This is a genomic window from Massilia sp. 2TAF26, from assembly GCF_052115005.1.
Taxonomy (GTDB): domain Bacteria; phylum Pseudomonadota; class Gammaproteobacteria; order Burkholderiales; family Burkholderiaceae_D; genus Telluria.
In genome coordinates this window covers 107,390-128,881 of the sequence record NZ_JBFRFV010000006.1, presented here as the reverse complement: position 1 = coordinate 128,881, position 21,492 = coordinate 107,390, and the positions used below count along the sequence as shown (strand labels likewise).

Annotated in this window: 19 protein-coding genes; 10 read left to right on the top strand and 9 right to left on the bottom strand. The window is 66.3% G+C overall.

Features of this window, described 5'->3' with window-relative positions:
* The first annotated feature begins 37 nt into the window (after nucleotides 1–37).
* From AB4Z32_RS08540 to AB4Z32_RS08525, 4 genes are all read left to right on the top strand, one after another.
* The gene (locus tag AB4Z32_RS08540) at nucleotides 38–1,255 is read left to right on the top strand and encodes a hypothetical protein (protein ID WP_442121413.1); all 1,218 of its coding nucleotides are present in this window, start codon (nucleotides 38–40) and stop codon (nucleotides 1,253–1,255) included.
* A 516-nt stretch (nucleotides 1,256–1,771) separates the two neighbouring features.
* Nucleotides 1,772–3,007: a glycosyltransferase gene (locus AB4Z32_RS08535; RefSeq protein WP_442121412.1), complete on the top strand. Its 1,236-nt coding sequence runs from the start codon at nucleotides 1,772–1,774 to the stop codon at nucleotides 3,005–3,007.
* A gap of 79 nt (nucleotides 3,008–3,086) precedes the next feature.
* Nucleotides 3,087–4,358, top strand: coding sequence for a lipoprotein-releasing ABC transporter permease subunit (locus tag AB4Z32_RS08530; protein WP_442121411.1), 1,272 nt, complete (start codon nucleotides 3,087–3,089; stop codon nucleotides 4,356–4,358).
* Nucleotides 4,359–4,437: 79 nt separating this feature from the next.
* Complete coding sequence (locus AB4Z32_RS08525; protein ID WP_442121410.1) at nucleotides 4,438–7,269, top strand: M16 family metallopeptidase; 2,832 nt, start codon at nucleotides 4,438–4,440, stop codon at nucleotides 7,267–7,269.
* Here the strand turns inward: AB4Z32_RS08525 and AB4Z32_RS08520 are convergent.
* From AB4Z32_RS08520 to AB4Z32_RS08505, 4 genes are all read right to left on the bottom strand, one after another.
* Nucleotides 7,256–8,089, bottom strand: a complete 834-nt coding sequence (locus tag AB4Z32_RS08520; RefSeq protein WP_442121409.1) for a metallophosphoesterase — start codon at nucleotides 8,087–8,089, stop codon at nucleotides 7,256–7,258. The genes AB4Z32_RS08525 and AB4Z32_RS08520 overlap by 14 nt on opposite strands.
* Before the next feature lie 78 nt (nucleotides 8,090–8,167).
* Nucleotides 8,168–9,322: a UDP-galactopyranose mutase gene (gene glf, locus AB4Z32_RS08515; RefSeq protein WP_442121408.1), complete on the bottom strand. Its 1,155-nt coding sequence runs from the start codon at nucleotides 9,320–9,322 to the stop codon at nucleotides 8,168–8,170.
* Between the two features lie 337 nt (nucleotides 9,323–9,659).
* On the bottom strand, nucleotides 9,660–9,986 hold the full coding sequence (locus AB4Z32_RS08510) for a hypothetical protein (protein ID WP_442121407.1): 327 nt from the start codon (nucleotides 9,984–9,986) through the stop codon (nucleotides 9,660–9,662).
* Nucleotides 9,987–10,112: 126 nt separating this feature from the next.
* Entirely contained in the window at nucleotides 10,113–11,228 is a 1,116-nt protein-coding gene (locus tag AB4Z32_RS08505; protein WP_442121406.1) for a mechanosensitive ion channel family protein, read from the bottom strand.
* Between the two features lie 139 nt (nucleotides 11,229–11,367).
* Here AB4Z32_RS08505 and AB4Z32_RS08500 point away from each other — a divergent pair, with 139 nt between their 5' ends.
* Both AB4Z32_RS08500 and AB4Z32_RS08495 read left to right on the top strand, forming a co-directional pair.
* Nucleotides 11,368–14,673, top strand: a complete 3,306-nt coding sequence (locus AB4Z32_RS08500; RefSeq protein ID WP_442121405.1) for a response regulator — start codon at nucleotides 11,368–11,370, stop codon at nucleotides 14,671–14,673.
* Nucleotides 14,670–15,095, top strand: coding sequence for an NUDIX hydrolase (locus AB4Z32_RS08495; RefSeq protein WP_442121404.1), 426 nt, complete (start codon nucleotides 14,670–14,672; stop codon nucleotides 15,093–15,095). The genes AB4Z32_RS08500 and AB4Z32_RS08495 overlap by 4 nt, the downstream gene beginning before the upstream one ends.
* On the opposite strand, the gene AB4Z32_RS08490 is transcribed toward AB4Z32_RS08495, so the two are convergent.
* Nucleotides 15,084–17,399 (bottom strand): ATP-binding protein, encoded by a 2,316-nt coding sequence (locus AB4Z32_RS08490; protein WP_442121403.1) that lies wholly within the window; start codon nucleotides 17,397–17,399, stop codon nucleotides 15,084–15,086. The genes AB4Z32_RS08495 and AB4Z32_RS08490 overlap by 12 nt on opposite strands.
* Before the next feature lie 182 nt (nucleotides 17,400–17,581).
* Between AB4Z32_RS08490 and AB4Z32_RS08485 the strand changes: the two genes are divergently transcribed.
* Complete coding sequence (locus tag AB4Z32_RS08485; RefSeq protein ID WP_442121402.1) at nucleotides 17,582–18,412, top strand: phytanoyl-CoA dioxygenase family protein; 831 nt, start codon at nucleotides 17,582–17,584, stop codon at nucleotides 18,410–18,412.
* Here AB4Z32_RS08485 and AB4Z32_RS08480 read toward each other — a convergent pair.
* The 4 genes from AB4Z32_RS08480 to AB4Z32_RS08465 form a co-directional block, all read right to left on the bottom strand.
* Entirely contained in the window at nucleotides 18,409–18,681 is a 273-nt protein-coding gene (locus tag AB4Z32_RS08480) for a hypothetical protein (RefSeq protein WP_442121401.1), read from the bottom strand. The two genes, AB4Z32_RS08485 and AB4Z32_RS08480, sit on opposite strands and share 4 nt — an antisense overlap.
* A gap of 70 nt (nucleotides 18,682–18,751) precedes the next feature.
* Entirely contained in the window at nucleotides 18,752–19,018 is a 267-nt protein-coding gene (locus AB4Z32_RS08475; protein ID WP_442121536.1) for a DUF5985 family protein, read from the bottom strand.
* Between the two features lie 11 nt (nucleotides 19,019–19,029).
* On the bottom strand, nucleotides 19,030–19,293 hold the full coding sequence (locus tag AB4Z32_RS08470) for a DUF5985 family protein (protein ID WP_442121400.1): 264 nt from the start codon (nucleotides 19,291–19,293) through the stop codon (nucleotides 19,030–19,032).
* Complete coding sequence (locus AB4Z32_RS08465; RefSeq protein ID WP_442121399.1) at nucleotides 19,294–19,686, bottom strand: hypothetical protein; 393 nt, start codon at nucleotides 19,684–19,686, stop codon at nucleotides 19,294–19,296. It abuts the gene before it with no gap.
* Between the two features lie 167 nt (nucleotides 19,687–19,853).
* On the opposite strand from AB4Z32_RS08465, the gene AB4Z32_RS08460 reads away from it, so the two are divergent.
* The 3 genes from AB4Z32_RS08460 to AB4Z32_RS08450 all read left to right on the top strand — a co-directional run bounded on the left by AB4Z32_RS08460 (nucleotide 19,854) and on the right by AB4Z32_RS08450 (nucleotide 21,486).
* Nucleotides 19,854–20,705: a DNA/RNA non-specific endonuclease gene (locus tag AB4Z32_RS08460; protein WP_442121398.1), complete on the top strand. Its 852-nt coding sequence runs from the start codon at nucleotides 19,854–19,856 to the stop codon at nucleotides 20,703–20,705.
* Nucleotides 20,702–20,968, top strand: coding sequence for a hypothetical protein (locus AB4Z32_RS08455; protein WP_442121397.1), 267 nt, complete (start codon nucleotides 20,702–20,704; stop codon nucleotides 20,966–20,968). The genes AB4Z32_RS08460 and AB4Z32_RS08455 overlap by 4 nt, the downstream gene beginning before the upstream one ends.
* A 92-nt stretch (nucleotides 20,969–21,060) precedes the next feature.
* Nucleotides 21,061–21,486 (top strand): YsnF/AvaK domain-containing protein, encoded by a 426-nt coding sequence (locus AB4Z32_RS08450; RefSeq protein WP_442121396.1) that lies wholly within the window; start codon nucleotides 21,061–21,063, stop codon nucleotides 21,484–21,486.
* The last annotated feature ends 6 nt before the right edge of the window (nucleotides 21,487–21,492 follow it).

The following is a 21,492-nucleotide window of genomic DNA, read 5'->3' as shown; positions in this document are numbered from 1 at the left end:
TAACATGGTGGCTTGTTCACTCTTTACGAATGCCGCCATGCCCAAAAACAAGCGCCCAGCTCCCCGCAAACCTGTGAAACAGGCGGCGGAGCCCGACCACGAGGCGCTGGCCCAGAACCTGGTCGATCTCGCGCTCGAGATCACCGAGGCCGACCCCGAGGACCTGCAGGCCGCCGCGCGCAGGCCGCAGTACGAGCAGGATCTGCTGACCCTGATCCGCCGCACCCTGCGCCGCCAGCACGACGAGATCCTGTACGGCGCCATCGAAGCCGCCCGCTACACCGATCCCGAGTGCTGCCGCTACCTGCAGGAGCACATCGAGGAAGAGGCGGCGACCCTCCATTTGCGCGACGACGACGGCGCCGAGCTCGAGATCGACGCCTTCATGATCCCGCTGTTCGTCAGCAGCACGGGCGGCCTCAAAGCGGCCGAGGTATTCCAGGACGACGCCGCCTTCGAGGAACTGAGCGACAGCTTCCGCCACACCGGCCTGGCCAGCGCCGACAGCCGCGTCGTACTGGTGCGCTACCTCTACGACCTCGACGAGGTCGACCACATCAGCTACAGCGTCATGCAGCAGATGCTGAGGGAAGCCGCTGCCACCATGCGCAGCAAGAAGCTGGTGGCGGCGCCCACCATCGAAGCCAGCATGCGCGGCTGGCACGCCAGCGGCTACAACCCGGACGACGAGGCGATGGAACTGCGCTTCCTGCTCGGCTTCTCGCTCAAGCACGCCGACGACCCCTTCTATAAGGTACCGAAGGACGAAGCGGCGGCGGACGCCTTTTTCGAGGGGCGCATGGCGCGCTACCGCATGTGGGCCGGCAGCATCGCGCCGCTGTTGTCGCGCTGCCTGTCGCCGCGGCCGGCGGAGATCGAACTGAATTTCCTTTACCAGGACCTGTTCTACGGCGCCAAGGAGCAGGGCGTGGCCGAGCTGGCGATGCTGGCTACCCTGGCCGACGTCAACGCCCGCCTGGACGAGCTGGACGCGGAGCCGGAGCGCATCAAGGCCGTGGTCGCGCCGGTCGACCTGGGCGACCACGCCGCGCTGCGCATCAACCTGTATCCACTGGACGGCGGCGCCCCGCTGGCGACCGTCGACAAGCCGCTGGACCTGGCGGCCGACCTGGAAACCGAGATGGAAGACCTGTGCGACGGCTTGAGTACGGTCGGGCTGGATGGGGTGCTGGTGGCGCGCGGCTTCGACGAAGGTGGGCAGCCGGAGGGGGCGGAGGCTTATCTGAGTGATTGAAGTGTAGGACGTCGTTCCCGCCACCTCAGCGTCGTTCCCGCGCAGGCGGGAACCCAGGTTCGACGCGCTTTGATAGCACATGCAAACTTGGGGATAGTGCCACGGGCACTATCCCGCATCCGCGGGAACGACGTTAACGGTCTCGCAATCCCTCCATTTCCAACAATTCCTTCCCCGTAAACACGTTTTTTTCACAGTTCCGTTCTCCATTTAACCCTCCGCACGCTTGAGTGCATGGGCGATTTTCGTAGTGTTTTTTCCTGATTAATCGTAGGAGTGCGCCTACATTTTTTACCGATAGTCACAAGCTTCCCTAGGGAGGCAGAGTGCCGTTTTCTCATTTCTGTTACCTATTATTAATATTGCAATTGGCAAATGAAAATCTTGAGAATTTTGCATGTTACGATTCTCGGGTCCGGCAACCGGAATCCTGCCGCCGCCAAGCGACATGCGAAGGGTTCCGCCGGTTGAATTCCAGATCAACGAGAACGCCCTGAGGCGAAAGGAACTTGAAAAATGCCAACCCTGATCGTGTTTTGCCACCTGCGTTGGGACTTTGTCTTTCAGCGTCCCCAGCACCTGATGACGCGCCTGGCGGAACACTACCGAATCCTCATCGTGGAGGAACCGGTCTACCACGAAGGGCAGGCGCACCTGAAGAAAACGGCCGTCGCGCCGAACATCACGGTGTGCCAGCCGCATACCGCGATCCATGCACCGGGTTTCCATGACGACCAGATCCCGACCCTGCAGACCCTGCTGGCCGACCTCGTGCCGGAAGGCGAGAAGCCGGTGGTCTGGTTCTACACCCCGATGGCCCTGCCGCTGCTGCAAAGCTTCGAGCCTTCGTTGGTCGTGTACGATTGCATGGACGAACTGGCAGCCTTCCGCAACGCGCCGAAGCAGCTGCTGCAGCGCGAGAGCGCCCTGCTGAACATCGCCGACCTGTGCTTCACCGGCGGTCCGAGCCTGTACAACTCGAAGAAGGAGCGCCACAACAACGCCCACTGCTTCTCGAGCAGCGTCGACGCCAGGCACTTCCAGCAGGCCCGGGACCGCTCGTACAGCCACCCGGACCAGGCGAACATCCCGCATCCGCGCCTCGGCTTCTACGGCGTGATCGACGAGCGTTTCGACACCGAACTGATCCGCGAAATGGCCGCCGCCCGTCCGGACTGGCAGATCGTGCTGGTCGGCCCTGTCGTGAAGATCGATCCGGCCCACCTGCCGCAAGCCGCCAACATCCACTACATGGGCCAGCGCACCTACGAGGAGCTGCCGAAGTTCCTGGCCGGCTGGGACGTCTGCCTGCTGCCGTTCGCGATGAACGAGTCGACCAAGTTCATCAGCCCGACCAAGGTGCTGGAGTACATGGCCGCCGAACTGCCGTCGGTCAGCACGCCGATCACCGACGTCAAGGTGCCCTACGGTGACGTGGTCGCCATCGCCGAGACTCCGCAAGAGTTCATCGAGGCCTGCGAGCGCATGCTGAACGCGACTCCGGAACAGAAGGCCTCGCTGGCCGGGCGCATGCGCGCCATCGTGGCCCGCACCTCGTGGGACAACACCGCGAATGCGATGCACCGGCTGATCCAGACCACCGAGCCGGCCAACCGTGCCCAGCGTTTGAAGGCCCACCTGGCCGACATCGCCGGAGCCGGCGCCGACAACGTCAGCCCGCTGCCCATCAAGCAGGCAGCACCGGTGGTCGACGTCGACCAACAGCCGATCAAGGCCCAGGCAGCCGAATAATCTGCCCGGCCTGAAGTAAATCCGCCCCGGCGCAGCGATGCGCGTGGGCGGATTTTTGCTTTTGTGGCAAAATCGCTGGATGAGTATCCTGCACCGTCTGCCTTACGAGTGGCTGATCGGCCTGCGCTACACCCGCGCCGGCAAGCGCGCCAGCCGCAACCGATTCCTGTCCTTCATTTCCCTGATCTCCGTGGCCGGGATCGCCCTCGGCGTGGCCGCGCTGATCGTCGTGCTGTCCGTGATGAACGGCTTTGAAAAGGAGGTTACCGCGCGCATGCTGTCGGTGCTGGCCCACGTCGAAGTGATTGCCGCCGACGGCGCCATGCCGGAGTGGCGTTCGCTCGAACAGCAGGCCCTGCGCAACCCCGAAATCAAGGCCGCCGCGCCCTTCGCGGAGCTGCAGGGCATGCTGCTGCGCGAAGACAGCATGAAGCCGGTGGTGATCCGCGGCGTGCTGCCGGAAGCCGAGGCGGCGGTGTCCGAGATCGCGCAGCAGACCAAGTCGCATAGCCTGTCGTCGCTGACGGCCGGTTCCAACAACGTCGTGCTGGGCAGCGAGCTGGCACGCTCGCTCGCGGTCAAGACCGGCGACAAGGTGCGCCTGCTGGTGGCCGCGCCGGGCACCTCCGGCCAGCCGGGGCAGATCGCCACCCGCCAGGGGGTGTTCACGGTGTCCGACGTCTTCGATTCCGGTAACTACCAGTTCGATTCGGCCCTGGCCTTCGTCCACATCGAGGATGCCGAGAGCCTGCAGGGCTTGAGCGCGCCCACCGGGCTGCGCATGCGCCTGGCCGACATGTACGCGGCCCCGCGCGTGGCGGTGGAGCTGGCGCGCAGCCTCGACGAGCGCTTCATGGTGCGCGACTGGACCCGCGTGAACGCCACCTGGTTCGCCGCGGTGCAGTCGCAGAAGCGCATGATGTTCGTGATCCTGACCATGATCATCGCGGTGGCCGCCTTCAACCTGGTCTCGACCCTGGTGATGACGGTGCGCGACAAGCAGGCCGACATCGCCATCCTGCGCACCCTGGGCGCCTCGCCGAGCTCGATCATGCGGATCTTCGTGATCCAGGGCACCCTGGTCGGCATCCTCGGGGCGCTGCTCGGGGTCTTGTTCGGCGTGCTGGTCGCGCTGAACGTGGACGTGATCGTGCCCGCCATCGAGCACCTGTTCGGCGTGCAGTTCCTGGCCAAGGACATCTATTTCATCAGCGAAGTGCCGAGCGACCTGCGCTGGGCCGATGTCGGCCGCATCGGCGGGGTCGCGGTGCTGCTGGCCTTCGTGGCGACCCTGTATCCGAGCTGGTCGGCGGCGCGCCTGCAGCCGGCGGCGGCGCTGCGCTACGAATGAGGTGAGATTCCGCGCACATTCGGAGGTTTGCGGCTGATAAGCTCTGCGGGTTGTTTTTCAACCTGCAAGGAAGCACCGGATGCGCCGCATTCTCTCCCGTACCGTCCTCGCCGCCGCGCTTGCCGCGCTGCTGGCACCCGGCATTTCCGCCGCCGCCTTCGACCCGGACGCGGTGGTCCCGACCGGCCCCGACGTCAAGATCGGCAAGCTGTCCAATGGCCTGACCTATTACATCCGCCAGAACAGGCATCCGGCGCGCCGCCTCGAACTGCGCCTGGTGGTCAAGGCCGGCTCCATCCTCGAAGACGAGGACCAGCGCGGCCTGGCCCACTTCACCGAGCACATGGCCTTCAACGGCTCGACCCATTTCAGGAAACACGAGCTGGTGTCCTGGCTGCAGTCGATCGGCGTGAAGTTCGGTGCCGACCTGAACGCCTATACCTCCTACGACGAAACGGTGTACATCTTGCCGGTGCCGAGCGACAGCCAGGAGCACATCGACAAGGGCTTTACCATCCTCGAAGACTGGGCCCACGGCATCGCCTTCGACGATGCCGACATCGACCAGGAGCGCAGCATCGTCCTCGAGGAGCTGCGCACCCGCAAGGGCGTCGGCGAGCGCGTCGGCAAGCTGGTGCAGCCGAAGCTGTTCAACGGTTCGCGCTATGCCGATCGCCATATCGGCGGCACCGACGATTCGATCCGCGGCTTCAAGCCGGACGCGCTGCGCCGCTTCTACCGCGACTGGTACCGGCCCGACCTGATGGCGGTGGTGGCGGTGGGCGACGTCGAGCCCGAGGAACTCGAAAAGCAGATCAGGGCGCACTTCGGCGCGCTGCGCAATCCGGCCGCGCCACGTCCGCGCACCTATGCCGAGATCGTGCCGCTGGCGGCCACCGAAGCGCTGGCGGTGACCGACCGCGAACTGCCGATCAATTCCGTGTCTGTGCACTACCCGGCGTCGCCGGCGCCGGAGCGCAACACCTACGGCGCCTACCGCGAGCGCCTCCTCGAACGCCTGACCGGCGCCATGCTGGCCCAGCGCCTGGCCGAGCTGTCGCAACAGCCGAATCCGCCCTTCGTCGGCGCCAGCAGCGGGCTGGGACAGATGACACCGCGCTACCGCGCCTATACGGCGCGCGCGGTGCTGGGTGCGGGCGGCAGCGCGCCGGCGCTGGCGGCGCTGCTGCAGGAACAGCAGCGGGCGCGCCGCCACGGCTTCAGCGAGGCCGAACTGGAGCGCGCGCGCAAGAGCCTGCAGCGCAGCCACGAGCGCAGCTACAACGAACGTAACAACACCTCGTCCGGCAGCTACGTGGCCGAGTACCTGCGCAACTTCCTGACCGGCGAAGCGCTGCCGGGCAGCGAGGCCGAGCACCGCATCGTGCAGGAGATGCTGCCGGCCATCACGCTGGAGGAAGCGAATGCCTTCGCCCGCAAGACCATCCCCGGCGACTCGGCCAAGCTGGTGATCTACACCGGCGGCGAAGCGGCGCCCGCACCGGCGTCAAGCCAGCTGCTGGCCGAAGCCGCCGCCGGCGAACGGGCCGCAGTATCGGCGCGCGAGGAAAAGGCGGTGGCCAGCCGCCTGATGGAAGCGCCGCCGAAGCCCGGCGCCATCGTCGCCGAAAGCGAGGACAAATCGCTGGGCGTGACCCGGCTGACGTTTTCGAATGGGGTCAAGGCCATCGTCAAGCCGACCACCTTCCAGCAGGACGAAGTCATGTTGATGGCCTGGCGCCACGGCGGCCAGAACCTGTTCGACGAAAAGGACCTGGTCAACGCCCGCCACGCCAGCGCCCTGGCGGCCGCCATGGGCCTGAAGGATTTCTCGCCGCTCGAACTCGGCAAGATGATGGCGGGACGCCGCGCCCACGCCGGCTTGCAGCTCGGTCCCGACGTCGAAGTCGCCACCGGCGTCGCCGGCGCCACGCCAGGCGAGATCGAAGCCATGCTGCAGATGTTGTGGCTGCGCTTCGACGGCGTGCGCCGCGACGAAGGCCTGTACAAGTCCTACCTGGCCAAGGAAGAGGAAGTCCTGCGCCAGCGCGACGCCTTGCCGCAGACGCGCTTTGCCGACGCGCTGGTCGACACCCTGTACGCGAATCACCCGTACGAGCCGCGCGCCACGGTACTGGCCGACCTGCCGAAGGTCGACCTCGACCGCAGCCTGGCACTCTATCGCCAGCGCTTTTCGAGCGCCAGGGGCTTCACCTTCGTGGTGGTCGGGAATGTCGACCTGGCGAAGCTCAAGCCGATGCTGGCCGCCTACCTGGGCAGCTTGCCGACGCCGGACCTGCCGCTGGCTTACCGCGACGTCGGCCTGCGCTACGCGGGCGGCGTGATCAAGCGCGAAGTGAAGGCCGGTTCCGAGCCGAAGAGCACGCTGTCCCTGAACTTTACCGGCCCGGCCAGCTGGTCGCCCGACGAGCAGCTGCGCCTGGACGCGCTGGTCGAGGTCATGAACCTGCGCATCGTCGAGGTCCTGCGCGAAAAGATGGGCCTCATCTACAGCGGCCGCATGAGCGGCGGCATCAAGCGCACGCCCTACGAGCATTACCGGATCGGCACCACGCTGCCGACCGGCCCCGACCAGGTCGAGCGCGTGACGGCGGCCCTGTTCGCGGAAATCGAGCGCATCAAGAAGGAGGGACCGGATCCGGCCGACCTCGACAAGGTCAAGCGGAACTGGGGCCAGTCCTGGCCGCGTATGCTGCGCAGTAACGCCTTCTGGGCGGCGCACCTGGCCGGCGCGGAACTCTACGGCAGCGATCCGCATCGCGTCCTCGACCAGCTGCAGCGCGCGGCCAGGCTCACGCCGGACGATGTGAAGCGGGCGGCGCAGCGCTATTTCGATACCGGCAACTATGTGCACATGGTGCTGAATCCGGAGACGCTCACACCTCGATGACCAGCTCCGGCTGGAAGGCCGCCTGCTCGCCCTTGTTCGCATAGCCGAGCGGATTGGCGACCACGCGGCAGGCACGCGGCCGGCCCCCGGCTTCGCCTTCGACCACGTAGTCGTTGGCGCAGTGCAGGTGGCCGTGCATCCAGATGTCGGCCCAGGGAATCAGGGCATCCATGCTGTTGCAGAAGCCGGCCGTGCCCGGCGTGAGGCCATAGCGCGGGTCTGCGCTGCGCAGGCTGGGCGCGTAGTGGGTCACGGCCACCGTCGGGCCGTCGAATGGCGCGGCCAGGGCGGCGCGCAGCCATTCCTGGCAGGCCAGCGACATCTCGCGTTGTTGCTCGGCCAGCACCGGCTCGCCCTTGCGGAAGGTGGTGTTCTTGCTCAGGTAGTAGTTGGCGGCGCGGAAGGCCTTGCCGCGCGCCTGCAGCTGCCTGGTCAATTCCCGTTCCTGGCCGGCGAGGGCGTCGAAGTCGCTCCACAAGGTGCTACCGATGAAGCGCACGCCGCCGGCGACGATGGTCTCGCGGTCCAGCCATTCGATGCCGAGGTAATTGCAGACGCGCTGCAGGCGTTCGTAGGCGTCGTCGTGTTCGAGGCCGTCGAATTCGTGGTTGCCGGGGACGTAGAGCACCCTGGCAGCGCCGAAATCATTGCGTCGAGGGGAAAAGCGCGCCAGGCCGAAATCTTCGTCCGGCAGGCGCGACCTGGCCTGGTAGGAGCCGATGTCGCCGGCCAGTACGATCACGTCGGTGCCGGGGTGGATGAGGGGTTCGAAGCCGGGGTCGCGCTCGAGGTGCAGGTCCGAAAAAAGCTGAATTCGCATGATCGGACCAGTATAGCCGTTACGCGGAGCCGGTGCGCCGGACGGGAGCCAGGCGCACCGCACCGGGTGCCGCGGCGCTCAGGCCAGCGGGTCGATCGCGAACGCCGGCATGCGCGCGTTCTTCTGCGCGGCGTCGAGGAATGTATCGGCGGTGCTCAGCGCCTCGTTGATGGTGACATCCATGTCGAGGTAGCGGTAGGTGCCGAGGCGGCCGACGAAGGTCACGTTCTCTTCCTGCCTGGCCAGGTTCACGTAGCGCTCCAGCTGGGCCTTCTCGCGCGCCTGGCGGATCGGGTAGTAGGGCACGTCCTTTTCTTCGCACTGGCGGCTGAATTCCTTGTACATGATCGAGCCTTCGTGCTGCTCCCACGGCGAGAAATGCTTGTGCTCGGTGATGCGGGTATAGGGCTGGGCATCGTCGCAGTAGTTGATCACGGCGTTGCCCTGGTAGTCGCCCTGGGCGCGGAAGACTTCGAAGTCCAGGGTGCGGTAGGGCAGGCGGCCTTCGGCATGCTTGAACCAGGAATCGATCGGGCCGCTGTAGAACACGTGGTCGTAGTCGACCTTCGAATCCGGGTCGAACCTGGTGTTCAGGTGCACCGTGATGCCCGGGACGTCGAGGATGCGCTCCACCAGCACCGTGTAGCCGTCCTTCGGCATGCCCTGGTACTTGTGGTTGAAGTAGTTGTCGTCGTAGTTGAAGCGTACCGGCAGGCGCTTCAGGATGCTGGCCGGCAGTTCGCTCGGGTGCAGGCCCCATTGCTTCATGGTGTAGGTCTTGAAGAAGGCTTCGTACAGCTCGCGGCCGACGAAGCGCAGCGCCTGTTCCTCGAAGGTGGTGGGGTTCTCGATCGACTTGTCGCCCAGCTTGGCCAGGAATTCCTGGGCTTCGGCCGGACGCATGGTCTTGCCGAAGAACTGGTTGATGGTCAGCAGGTTGATCGGCAGGGTGTAGACGGCATTGTTGGTGATCGCCTTCACGCGGTTCACGTAGGGCATGAACTCCATGTGACGCGTCACGAATTCCCAGGAGCGTTCGATATCGGTGTGGAAGATGTGCGGTCCATAGACGTGGACCATGACACCGGTTTCCGGATCACGTTCCGAATGACAATTGCCCGCCACATGGGGACGGGACTCGAAGACTTCGACGTTATAGCCCGCCTTTGCGAGCTGGTTGGCGATCACGGCTCCCGAGAATCCCGCGCCGACGATGGCGATATTTTTTTTCATCTGTTTTATCCTAACTGTTGAGTTGAATCCGCAGGCTTGCGGCGGCCGCAAGACCTGATGCTTGGGTGCAGGATGTGAACATGGGGCGGAGCAGAGTGCACAGGAAACAGGCACAGGCAGCATGCGCGGCCGGCCCTGCGTGGGGCGCGGCGTTCAATATCGTGCCAAAAATATATCATCGATCACCCATTCGGCATCGCACAATTGGATGCGCCGGAAGGGGTATAGATGGAGTGATGGACGGGGCGGCTTGCTGTGATGCATCACAACAATTTTGGTCTGTAAACGAGAACCGCCGGCAGGGCCGGCAGTCGAAGGTGTAGCGCGTCAGGCAAGATCAGCGCTTGTCGCTTTTGCTGCCCTGCGATCCGGGCCGCGTCTGCTGTTGCGACGAACCGCCGCGCATATTCGAGGAATTGTCCACGCTATTATCGCTCAGCAAATCGTCACTCTGCTGGTTGACCTGGCGATTGCTTTGCTGGCTGCCCTGCTGCAGCCCGCTTTGCCGGCTACCCTGCTGGCTGTCCCGGTCCAGGTTCTGCGAGGATAGCTCGCGATCCTGGTCCATCCTGTGGCCGCCGCTCTGCTGGTTGCCGCCTTGCTGCTTGCTGCCCTGCTGGTTACGATTCTGTTGATTGCCATTTTGCTGGTTGTTTTGTGCCATGATCATTCTCCTTCATGAATGGTTGCCATGAAATCCTCGTCAGAGGAGATGTGTTCATTCTATGCAACCAGCATATCGTGCGCTATAGGAGATGCCATGGCAGGCTTGTAGGAAGAGTCTGGCTGACTAATGCCGCCAGGAAGCTCCGGGCGGCGTCCCTGTGGCGGCCTGCATCAGCACCGACGGCGGATCGGCCAGGCGTACGATCGACAGCGGATGGGCGAAGCGGATACCTTCCTCCTGGAAACGGCGGTAGATCTCCAGGAAGATGTCCTGCTGGGCGTCCATGTGCAGGATGTAGTCCGGGCTGCGGAAGTGATAGACGACTTCGAAATTCAGCGACCACTCTCCCCACTGGAAGAGATGCGCCCGCTCGAAGTCGACGTTCTGCTTGGCGGAGATGATCTCGCGGATGATGCGCGGCACCCGGCACAGCAGCTCCTCGCTGGTGCCGTAGGCGATGCGCAGCACGAAGGCGACCCGCCGCGTCTCCATCCGCTTGTGGTTGTGGATCCGGCTTTTCAACAGGTCGCCGTTCGAGAACACGACCTGTTCGCCACCCAGGCCGCGCACCCGGGTCGTCTTCAGGCCGATGTGCTCGACCGAACCCAGCACCTCGCCGACGATGATGAAGTCGCCGATCTCGAAGGGTTTGTCGAGGGTGATCGAGAGCGAGGCGAAGAGATCGCCGAGGATATTCTGCACCGCCAGCGCCACCGCGATGCCGCCCACGCCCAGGCTGGCCACCAGGGCCGTGATGTTGACGCCGAAGTTATCGAGCACCATCAGGAACACGATCACCCACAGGGTCAGGCGCAGGCTGAACCCGAGGATGGCGCTGGAATTGCGCCGTGTACTGTCCTGGGCCTGGTAGAGCTGGTTGCGCCAGGCGCGCAGGCCGACGTCGCCCCAGACCGCCACCTGCATCAGCAGGGCGGCCACGCCGACCCGGGAGACGAACAGCGCGCGCGGCCGGCTCAGCTCCAGGAAAGTGCTGCCGAAATAGATGCCGAAGGCGACGATGAACAGGAGATAGGTCCGCGACAGCATCTTGACGACCAGGTCGTCGATCCTGGTCTCGGTCGCGGCCGAGCGCGCGGCCATGCGGCGCAGCACCAGGGCGCGCACGGTGGCCATGGCGGCCGTCGCCAGCACCGTGGCCAGCAGGGCCAGCGCCCAGTCTTCGAGGGAATTGCCAAGGAAATCAAGCTGGCGCAGGTGGGCCAGGTCGGGAACACGCATCGATACACTCCGGGGACATTCGAAAAAACCCGTCCTAGTTTGGGGGCGCCCGGCGCTGAGGTGCGCACAATTGACTTTCGGAAGCGTGGAGCATACATTGCCTTATTTGCATCATCCTGCCCGCAACAGTCCTTTCCGCATGGCGAACGACCATACCAGCATCCTCCTCGTCGACGATCAGCCCGCCAACCTGGCGGTGCTGGAGGCAACGCTTGCCGGGCTGGCCGAGGAACTCGTTTCCGTGACCTCGGGCGAGGCCGCGCTGCGCGAAGTGCTGGCGCGCGACTTCGCGGTGGTGCTGCTGGACGTGCGCATGCCGACCATGAACGGCTTCGAGCTGGCGGAGCTGATCCGCCAGCATCCCCGCACCCAGGCGCTGCCGATCATCTTCCTGACCGCTGGCGACGCTGAGGAGTTCCCGATCGAGCGCGCGTATGCGCTGGGTGCGGTCGACTACATGACCAAGCCCTTCAACACCACGGTACTGCGGGCCAAGACCGGCGTCTTCATCGAGTTGTACCGCAAGCGAGCCGAACTCGCCCGCATCGAGGAAGAGCGCCACCAGGCCGCCATCCGGCACCGCGACGAGCAGCTGGAACGCACGGAGCGCCGGGCCCAGGCCGACCGCGACCGCCTTTACCGCGAGATCGAGTCGGCCAGTGAGCGCATGCGCGACATCTTCCAGCGCGCCCCGGCCCTGATGTGCGTGATGAGCGGCCCGGACCACGTGGTCGACATGGCCAACCAGCGCTTCGTCGAACTGGCCGGCGGCCGTTCCCTGGCCGGGCAGCCGCTGCAAGCCGCGATGCCGGAGCTGGAGGGCCAGGACTTCGTCGAGCTGATCGACAAGGTCTACCGCAGCGGCGAAGCGGTCGACGCCAGCAATGCGCGCTTGCTGCTGCGCGCCTCGGCGCCGCGCGCCGGGCTGGACGAGCACTTCCTGGACTTCGTCTGCATGGCGCTGCGCGATCCGGACGGCGCGGTGTCCGGGGTGCTGCTGCACGGGATCGACGTCACCGAACGAACCCGTGCGAATGCGCTGGCGGTGGGCCAGCGCGGCGCCCTCGAACTGGCCGTCACCGACGCCCCGCTTGGCGACGTGCTCGATGTACTGGCCCGCACCGCCGAGGATTACAGCGGCGGTGCCGCGCTGGCCTCGGTGCAGCTGATGTCGGGTGACGGGGAATTTCTGCGCCACGCCGCCGCCCCCTCGCTGCCGCTCGAATTCCAGCTCGCGATCGACGCCGTGCGCATCGGCCCTGTCGCTGCCGCCGCCGGCAGCGCGGCCTGGCGCGCCGAGGCCGTCGCCACCGACGATATCGCCAGCGATCCGCTGTGGACCGGGCGCCAGGAGCTGGCCCTCGAGCACGGCCTGGGCGGCAGCCGCGCGCTGCCGATCCTGGCGCCGTCCGGGGAGGTGCTGGGCGCCTTCACGCTGTATTACCGCGATGCCGGCCACCTCGCGCCGCAGGAGGAATCGGCGCTGGCCCTGCTGGCGAACACCGCCTCGCTGGTGATCGGCCAGCGCCACGAGGCGGCCGAGCGCCAGGCCGCCGAACACCGTTCGCGGGCGATCCTGGAGAGCATGAGCGAGGGCTTCGTCGCCCTCGACCGCGAGTGGCGCATCACCTATGCCAACGGCGCTTTCGAGTCGCAGACGCGGCGCCGCCGCGAAGACCTGGTGGGCGGCCAGTTCTGGGAACTGTTCCCCGAGCTGCGCGGCGGCCCGGACGAGCAGGCCTTGCGGCGCAGCGCCCACGAGCGCACCCGCAGCCGCATCGAAGTCTACGACGAGGCCGAGGCGCGCTGGTTCGAGATCAACTCCTTCCCGATGGAGTCGCCCGGCACCGGCGACGAAGAGGGTCTGGCGCTTTACTTCCGCGACGAGACCGACCGCCGCCGCGCCGAGGAAGGGATCCGGCGCCTGGCCGCGGTGGCCGAACAGTCTTCCGACTTCATCGGCATCTTCACGCCGGACGCCGGCGGCATCTACCTGAATCCGGCCGGGCGCCGCATGGCGGGCCTGACGGCGGACACGAATATCGCGGCCTGGCGCATGCTGGACTTCTTCCCACGCGAAGACCGCGGCTTCGTGCGCGACCAGATGATGGCGGCCCTGACCGGCGAGCAGGCCGAATGGGAGGGCGAGCTGCGCCTGGCCCAGCCCGAGGGGCGCGAACCGATCCCGGTCTATTTCAAGGGCTTCGCGGTGCGCGACGCGAATGGCCAGAACATCGGCCTGGCCACCATCACGCGCGACATCACGGCGCAGAAGCGCGCCGAGGACGAGCTGCGCCGGGTCGCGACCGACCTCTCGGAAGCCGATCACCGCAAGAGCGAGTTCCTGGCGACCCTGGCGCACGAACTGCGCAACCCGCTGGCGCCGATCCGAACCGGCCTCGACCTGCTGCGCCTGGCGCCCGGCGATCCGAAAGCCGCCGAGCGTGTGCACGGCATGATGGACCGCCAGCTGGGCCACCTGATCCACCTGGTGGACGACCTGCTCGACATCGCCCGCATCACGCGCGGCAAGATCGAGCTGAAGAAGGAGCCGGTGCTGCTGCGCTCCATCGTCGCCACCGCCGTCGAGACCAGCACCGCGCTGATCGAGGCCCACGGCCACAACCTGAGTGTGGAACTGCCGCCCGAGCCGCTGGAGCTGGAGGCGGACGTCACGCGCATGGTGCAGGTGCTGTCCAACCTGCTGAACAACGCAGCCAAGTACACGCCGGCGGGCGGGCGCATTGCGCTGTCGGCCTGGCGCGAGGACGGCCACGCGGTGATCGCGGTGGCGGACAGCGGCATCGGCATTCCGCCGGAGAGCATCGGTTCGGTGTTCGAGATGTTCACCCAGGTGCGCGGGAGCCTCGATCGCGCCCAGGGCGGCCTCGGGATCGGGTTGTCGCTGGTGCGGCGCCTCGTCGAGCTGCACGGCGGCCGGGTGAGCGCCTTCAGCGGCGGCCGCGGTCAGGGCAGCACCTTCACGGTGCGCCTGCCGCTGCGTCCCGGAACCCCGCATGCGCAGACACTGCTTGCCGCGGACGGCTTGCCCGCCGAGGAGGCGGCCGACAGCCCGCTGCGGGTGCTGGTGGTGGACGACAACCTGGATGCCGCCGACAGCCTGGTGGCGCTGCTGGAGGTGCTGGGCCACACCACCACGGTGGCGCACGACGGCGTGCAGGGCCTGCGGGCGGCGCGCGACTTCGTGCCCGACCTGGTCATCCTCGACATCGGCCTGCCCGGCATGAGTGGCTACGAGGTGGCGCGCGAGATCCGCCGCAGCGCCTTGCTGCGCAAGGTGGTGCTGATCGCACTCACCGGCTGGGGTTCCGAGAGCGACCAGCGGCAGTCGCAGGAAGCCGGCTTCGACCAGCACCTGACCAAGCCGGTCAGCCTGGAAGCGCTGGAGCAGGCGCTGGCCGCCGCCGCGCGGGGCCTGCCATGAGCGAACTTGCGGTCTCCTGCGGCACCCTGGTGGTCGACGGCGCCGGCCGCCTGCTGATCTGCCACGTCACCGGCACCCCGAAGTGGGATATCCCGAAAGGCTTGCAGGACCCGGGCGAAGGCACGCTGGCGGCGGCGATGCGCGAGCTGTGGGAGGAGGCCGGCCTGGCCTTCGATCCGGAGCGCTTCGTCGACCTGGGCCGCTTCGACTACCGGCGCGACAAATGCCTGCACCTGTACAAGGTGGAGGTGGGCGACGAACTGCCCGACCTCGGGCACCTGGTGTGCCGCAGCTTTTTTCCGCACCACGTGACGGGCAAGCCGACCCCGGAAACCGACGGCTTCCGTTGGGCCACGCGCGAGCAGGTCGCGAAGCTGTGCTGGCCGCGCATGGCTCAGCGGCTGCTGGGCCTAGGCTGGTGAGGCCAGGCGCGCCAGTACGGCCTCGATCGCGGCCACCGTCGCCGGCTTGGTGAGGTGGGCGTCGAAGCCCGCCGCGCTGGAACGGGCGCGGTCGGCTTCGCCGCCCCAACCGGTCAGGGCCACCAGCCTGACGCCGTCCAGCGCCGGATCGGCGCGCACCGCCTCCGCCACGTCATAGCCCGACATGCCGGGCATGCCGATGTCGAGGAACACGACCTGCGGGCGCAGGCTGGCGATCATGCGCAGGGCCTGGTGGCCATCGGCCGCCATCGGCGCGGTGTGGCCCATGATCCCGAGCAGGGCGGAAAGGGTTTCGGCGGCGTCGCGGTTGTCGTCCACCACCAGCAGGCGCAAGGCGCCCGGCTCGTCCGCCGCCGCTACCCGTGCCTCCGGCAGCGCCGGTCGGTCCATGCCTGCCAGCGGCAGGCGCAGCGTGAACACGCTGCCGGCGTCGATGCCGGGACTGGCCGCGGTGATGGTCCCGCCGTGCAGGGCGACCAGGCTGCGCACCAGCGACAGACCGATGCCGAGGCCACCCTGACCGCGCTGGGTCGGGTGCGGCACCTGGGTGAACATCCGGAATACAGATTCCAGCGACTCGGCCGGGATCCCGATGCCGTTGTCGGACACGACGATCACGGCCTGGTCGCCGTCACGCTCCGCGGCGACCAGGATGGCGCCGCCGCGCGGCGTGTACTTGGCGGCGTTGTTGAGCAGGTTGCTGATCACCTGGGTCAGGCGGATCGGATCGGCGTACAGGTGCAGCGGTTCGGCCGGCAGGCGCAGGTCGAGGCTGTGGCGCGAGGACTCGATCAGCGGCGTGCTGGTATCGACCGCGGCGCGCACCATCGCGTCGAGCTCGAGCCATTCCGGTTTCAGCTCGATCTGGCCGCGCGTGATGCGGGCCACGTCGAGCAGGTCGTCGACCAGGTGCACCAGGTGGTCGAGCTGGCGGTCCATGATGTCCTGCACCCGCGCCAGCGCGGCCGGGTCGCCCTTGGCGCGCCGCATCAGCTGCAGGCCGCTGCGGATCGGCGCCAGCGGGTTGCGCAGCTCGTGGGCCAGGGTCGCCAGGAATTCGGTCTTGCGGCGGTCCTGTTCGGCCAGGTCGTCGGCAAGGCGGCGCAGTTCGAGTTCGGTGAGGCGGCGCTCGGTAATGTCCGTGAACAGCACCACCACCTTGCGGCTACCGGCCGGTCCGACGCGGGCGGCGTAGACGTTGTACCAGCGTCCCAGTCCCGCGGCTTCGTCGACGAAGCGGATCGGCTCGCCGGTGGTGGCGACCCGGCCATAGGTTTCGAACCAGTGGCTTTCATGCGCGGGCACCATGCTGCGCACAGTCCTGCCGACCGCATTCTCCAGCCCCGTATGCGCGAGGAAGGCCGGATTCACCTCCAGGAAGCGGTAGTCGCAAGGCTCGCCGGCTTCGTCGTACAGCATCTCGATCACGCAGACGCCGTCGTCGATCGAATCGAACAGGGTGCGGTAGCGTTCCTCGCTGGCCTGCAGGCGTTCGGCCGCCTGCTTCTGCATGGTGATATCGATTACCGCGCCACGCAGTATCCGGTCGCCGCGGCTACTTTCGATGCGGCCGCGGGACAGCAGCCAGCGCCAGTCGCCCTCCGGTCCGCGCACCCGGTAGGTGGCTTCGTACGGCCGGCCGGCGGCCATGGCTTCCGCCAGGCAGGCTTCGGCGCCAGCACGGTCGTCCGGATGAACGGCGGCAAAGTAGGACGCCACCGGCGCGCCTTCTGCGTCTTCCGGACCGAGGCCGAACAGGGCGGCCATGCGGCGGTCGGCGACCACGCGGTCGGTACCAACTTGCCAGCTCCAGACGCCCACCTCGGCGGCGGCGATGGTCGACTCCAGCCGCGCCCGGGTTTCCTCCAGCGCCGCCTCGGCGCGGGTGCGCTCGGCCGCGGTGGCATAGGCGTCCAGGTAGAAGCGCGCCTTGGCCCTCAGGATCGGCACCGAGATCGGCTCTTCCAGCACCGACAGGGCGCCGGCTTCGTATAGCGGCTCGACCTTGAAGTCGCGTTGCCGCGGCAGCCCGACGGCAACCAGCGGCACCGGCGGGAAAGCCGCGCGCAGGCGCTTCAGGGAGGCGGCGAAGTCGTCCACCTTGCCCGTATAGCCGGCCAGGATCAGGGCGAAGCCGGGCGGCGCGATGTATTCGAGGGCTTCGTCTGCACTGCGCACGCGCAGTACGTCATAGCCGAGCTCGGCGGCGACGCTGGCCACGGCCGGATCGGCCTGCGGGCGGTCGCAGACGAACAGGACGCGGCCGCGCGCGGACTGGTTCACGCCGGCCTCCGCGGGACAATGGCGGTACGGCGGGCGGGGCTGGCAGGAGGCGCAGGGTTCATGCAGTGTCTGTCTAGTCGATTGTCTAGGCAATGTAGGAGTAGTCCCACCCAATGTCAACCATCGGCCGTGCGCGCCGCTTGCCGGCTTGGCGTTAGGATGGCGACCCAGGAGGAAGAATCATGAGCAATGGAATCGACGAACGATACGACATGGGCGCCATCATGGGTGGCCTGTATGGCGACGGCATCATTGCCTGCAAGGGCGCGTTCACGCAGGAATGGGTGGCGCATCTGAAGGAAGACATCGAGAAGCTGTTCGCGGAAGCGAAGGCGCGCCCCGGCGGTGTCCTGGAGCGCGGCCCGCAGCGCTATTACGTCGAGGTGCATCCGGAGCGCGTGCGCGGCTTCGTCGAACTGGTCACGCATCCCTGGGTGGTGGCCGTGTGCCGCGCCGTGCTCGGCCCGGACTACAAGGTGGTGGAGACGGGTTTCGACATTCCCTTCCCGGGCGCCATGCACCAGCCCTGGCACCGCGATTTTCCGGCACCCGAAGCGACCCTGGTGGGACGGCGCCTGAATTCGCTGGCCTTCAACATCACGACCGTCGACGTGACCGAGGAGATCGGTCCCTTCGAGATCGCACCGGGCACCCAGTGGGACGATCTTGCCGGCAGCGATCCGATGTTCCCTGATAAGTCGCTTTACCCGCGCTACGAAGCCCGCGCCCAGCGCAAGCTGCCGAGGGTGGGCGACATTTCCGCGCGCTCGGCGCTCACCATCCACCGCGGCACAGCCAACCGCTCGCAGCAGTCGCGGCCCGTGTTCGTGCTGGGCGTGGATGCGCCGGACGCCCGCAACGCCGACAAGCACGATCTGCAAGTCACCCAGGCCTATTGGGACCGCTTGCCGGAAGAGGTGCGTGCCCACCTGACGTGCCGGGTGGTGAGCTCGCTCGAGGATATTTACCAGGCCCATACGATCGAAGGCCTGAGGATGGGTGTTACGGTCTAGTCGTCTTTCTTCAGCGAGTCGGCCAGGGCATCCGAGGCGATGCCCTTGGGCACCTTGCCGACCCGGCGGGTGGCGTCCGACTGCTGGTCCATGTTCACTTCTTCGGCGACCTCGAAGCGGCCGTCGGCAGTATTGTCGGCGGCGCCGGCCGGAAGCAGGTCTTCAGAGCGGCTGAGCTCGCCGTTTTCGTCAGGCGTGGCGCGCTGCTGGTTCTGCCGGCCCTGCTGTTTCCGGCCCTGTTCCTGGTTCCGGTTCTGCTGGTCTGCCATCGCTTCCTCCTGTATGCGTGTCGATCGCTGTCGGGCGATTATGGCGCAGGGCAGGGTGGGCGGGCGCACGCTACTGGCTGCCGTCCTTGTTCCGCTGGGGCAGGTTCTTTTCCAGGATAGCCCAGATGATCAGGCCATAGGCAAGCAGACGGACCAGGTAGTGCAGCGGCGAGTCCTCGGCATCCTGGTAAGTCAGGGCCGAATACACGCGGTGGGCGCCTTCGATCCCGAAGGACAGGGCAAAATACATGAAGAAGCGGTCGCGCGTGCTGCGCCAGAACCGCAGGAAGAACAGCGCGATCACGGTCGAGGCCATGGCGATGGCGCCGGTGAGCATGTCGGTCACGGTTATTCCTTTTCGTAGATCAGGCCATACAGCAGGAGAAGCATCGAGACGAGCGCCGCAATCAGGCGCACCGGCAGCAGGTTGACGTCGGGATCGGGGAACACGATCTTGTCGAGCACCAGGAACAGGTTATTCACCGTCATCGCCACGAAGGACCAGCCGCTCCAGAACAGCAGGCGGTGCCGGGTGCGCCGATAACTGGCCAGCAGCAGCACGGCACAGGCCAGTGAAGTCAGGGCGCAGAGAGTGTAGATGGTAAACGCCACTTAGGAATCCTTTCGCCATTTGAAGGCGTCGGCAAACTGCTGCGCCTTGCGGTCGAGGGAAGAATGGATGAGGTGTGTGACTTCGACCAGGTGGCTCGCGTAGACGTCCGCCAGGCGGTCGATGCGTTCGCGCAGCGCGTCTTCGCGCGGCCGGTAGCAAAAGGCATCGGCACTGGCGTCCGGCCATGGCGCGGCCATGCCGGAACGGCACAGCTCGTCGAGCAGGCCCTCCGCCACTTTGTCGCGCACGTAGAGGCGGCGCGCCAGGGTATCCCGGGTCCATACCTGCTCCGGATCCGCCCGCATCAGCAGCAGGGCTTCCAGGAAGGGTACCGAAGGGATGCTGGTCAGCACGAAGCGCCGGAGATCCTCGGGAATGGAGTGTTTATCCATTACCAATATGTTTGCTCAAATGCACTTTAGCTTTTGGAAAGCGGGAATTCTATAACATTCCAGTTGGAAAGGCGTTTTCTATCGTGCGCGGCCCTGCACAGATCTTCTGACGCCCCGCAAGAGCTACTCGGCTACAATGGCGGCACGTTTGATCTTTGTACATCGCCATGCTTCAGAAGTTGTTCGCTCCGCTCGTTTTATCGTCCAGCCTCTTGATCCTCGGAGCCTGCGACCGGCACGCCGCGGACACCCACCGCACCGGCGCGCCCGTCGCGTCCCAGTCCGAAGCGCAGCGAGGGCCGGCGTCCTGCGCCGACCATTACCTCGACGGCCGCGCACCGCAGATCCAGAATCCCAAGCTGGCCCCACAGACCACGGAGTTGTGCTTCAACGTGTTCAGCGTGATGCATTCGGGTATCACGCGCACGCCGCTGTGGTCGGCCGAGCACCTCGAAGCCAATGAAGTGGAATCGGCCCAGCAGCTGACCCGCGAGAATTCCTTCCACGCGGAGCAGCGCCTGCCTGCCGGCCAGCGCGCCGAACTCGCCGACTACGCCCGCAGCGGCTACGACCGCGGCCACATGGCGCCGAATGGCGACATGCCCGACCGCGACAGCCAGCGCGACAGCTTCAGCCTGGCCAACATCGTGCCGCAGGACGGCGAGAACAACCGCCACCTGTGGGCCGGCATCGAGGGCGTGGTGCGCAGGATGGCGAAGAAGGAAGGCGACCTGTACGTGGTAACCGGCCCCGCCTTCCTGGGCAGCAACCTGCGCAAGGTCGGCAACGTGCTGGTGCCGACCCACCTGTATAAACTCGTATACAGTCCGCGCCAGAAGGCCGGCGCCGCCTGGTTCGTCGAGAACACCGCCGACGCCAAGCCGAACGTGATCCCGATCCCGGAACTCGAACGCATCATCGGCATCAATCTGCTGCCCGCCCTCAGCGACGAGGAGAAGGAACGCATGCTGAAACTGCCGAACATCCGCCAGAACAAGGGCGACAGGAGGAATTCATGAGCAAGAAAGAGGACGCACCCGCCTTCGTTCCCTACGCAAACGAAGCCGATGTGATCGAAATCGGCCGCCTGATGCTGGAAAACCGCCTCGACCGCATCACCATTTCCGGCGACGTCGACCTGACCGCCGACAAGCACGGCCTGGAGGCGGCGCGTCGCCTGCATGCGCTGCTGGGACAGGTCGTCGCCAGCCTCGAAAGCCGGGATCTGCCGGACCAGTTACCGCCACCGCCGGTGGAGACAGTCGATAATCCATTCGCATGATTGACGTTTGTAGATAGTCAATGGTGCGCGGGTTCAGACACCTTTTGCGGTAACCTCGATTGCTCTAGCGTCGTGATTCGAGGAGATCAACTGTGCAAATTGACCAAGCGCAACCAAACGGACAGGAGCCACTCAAGGTGCCGGTGGTCCGCGAGGAAGTGCAGGTCGACAAGCGGGTTGTCGATACCGGTCGCGGCGTTCGCATCCACAAGACGGTCGCCGAGCTTCCCTGCCACATCGACGAACGCCTGACGCGCGACGAGGTTGAAATCAGCCACGTCCCGGTGGACCGCATCGTCCCGCTCGACGCTGCGCCCGCCACGCGTTACGAAGGCGATACCCTGGTGGTGCCGATCCTCGAAGAAGTCCTCGTGGTCGAACGCCGCGTGCGCATCAAAGAGGAAGTCCGCATCACCCGAACCCGGCGCGAGGAGCACCACGCGGAAACCGTCATGCTCAAGTCCGAGCAGGTCAGCGTGGAGCGCTTCGACGAGGCCGGCGACCGCCCACCTGAATGATATGTC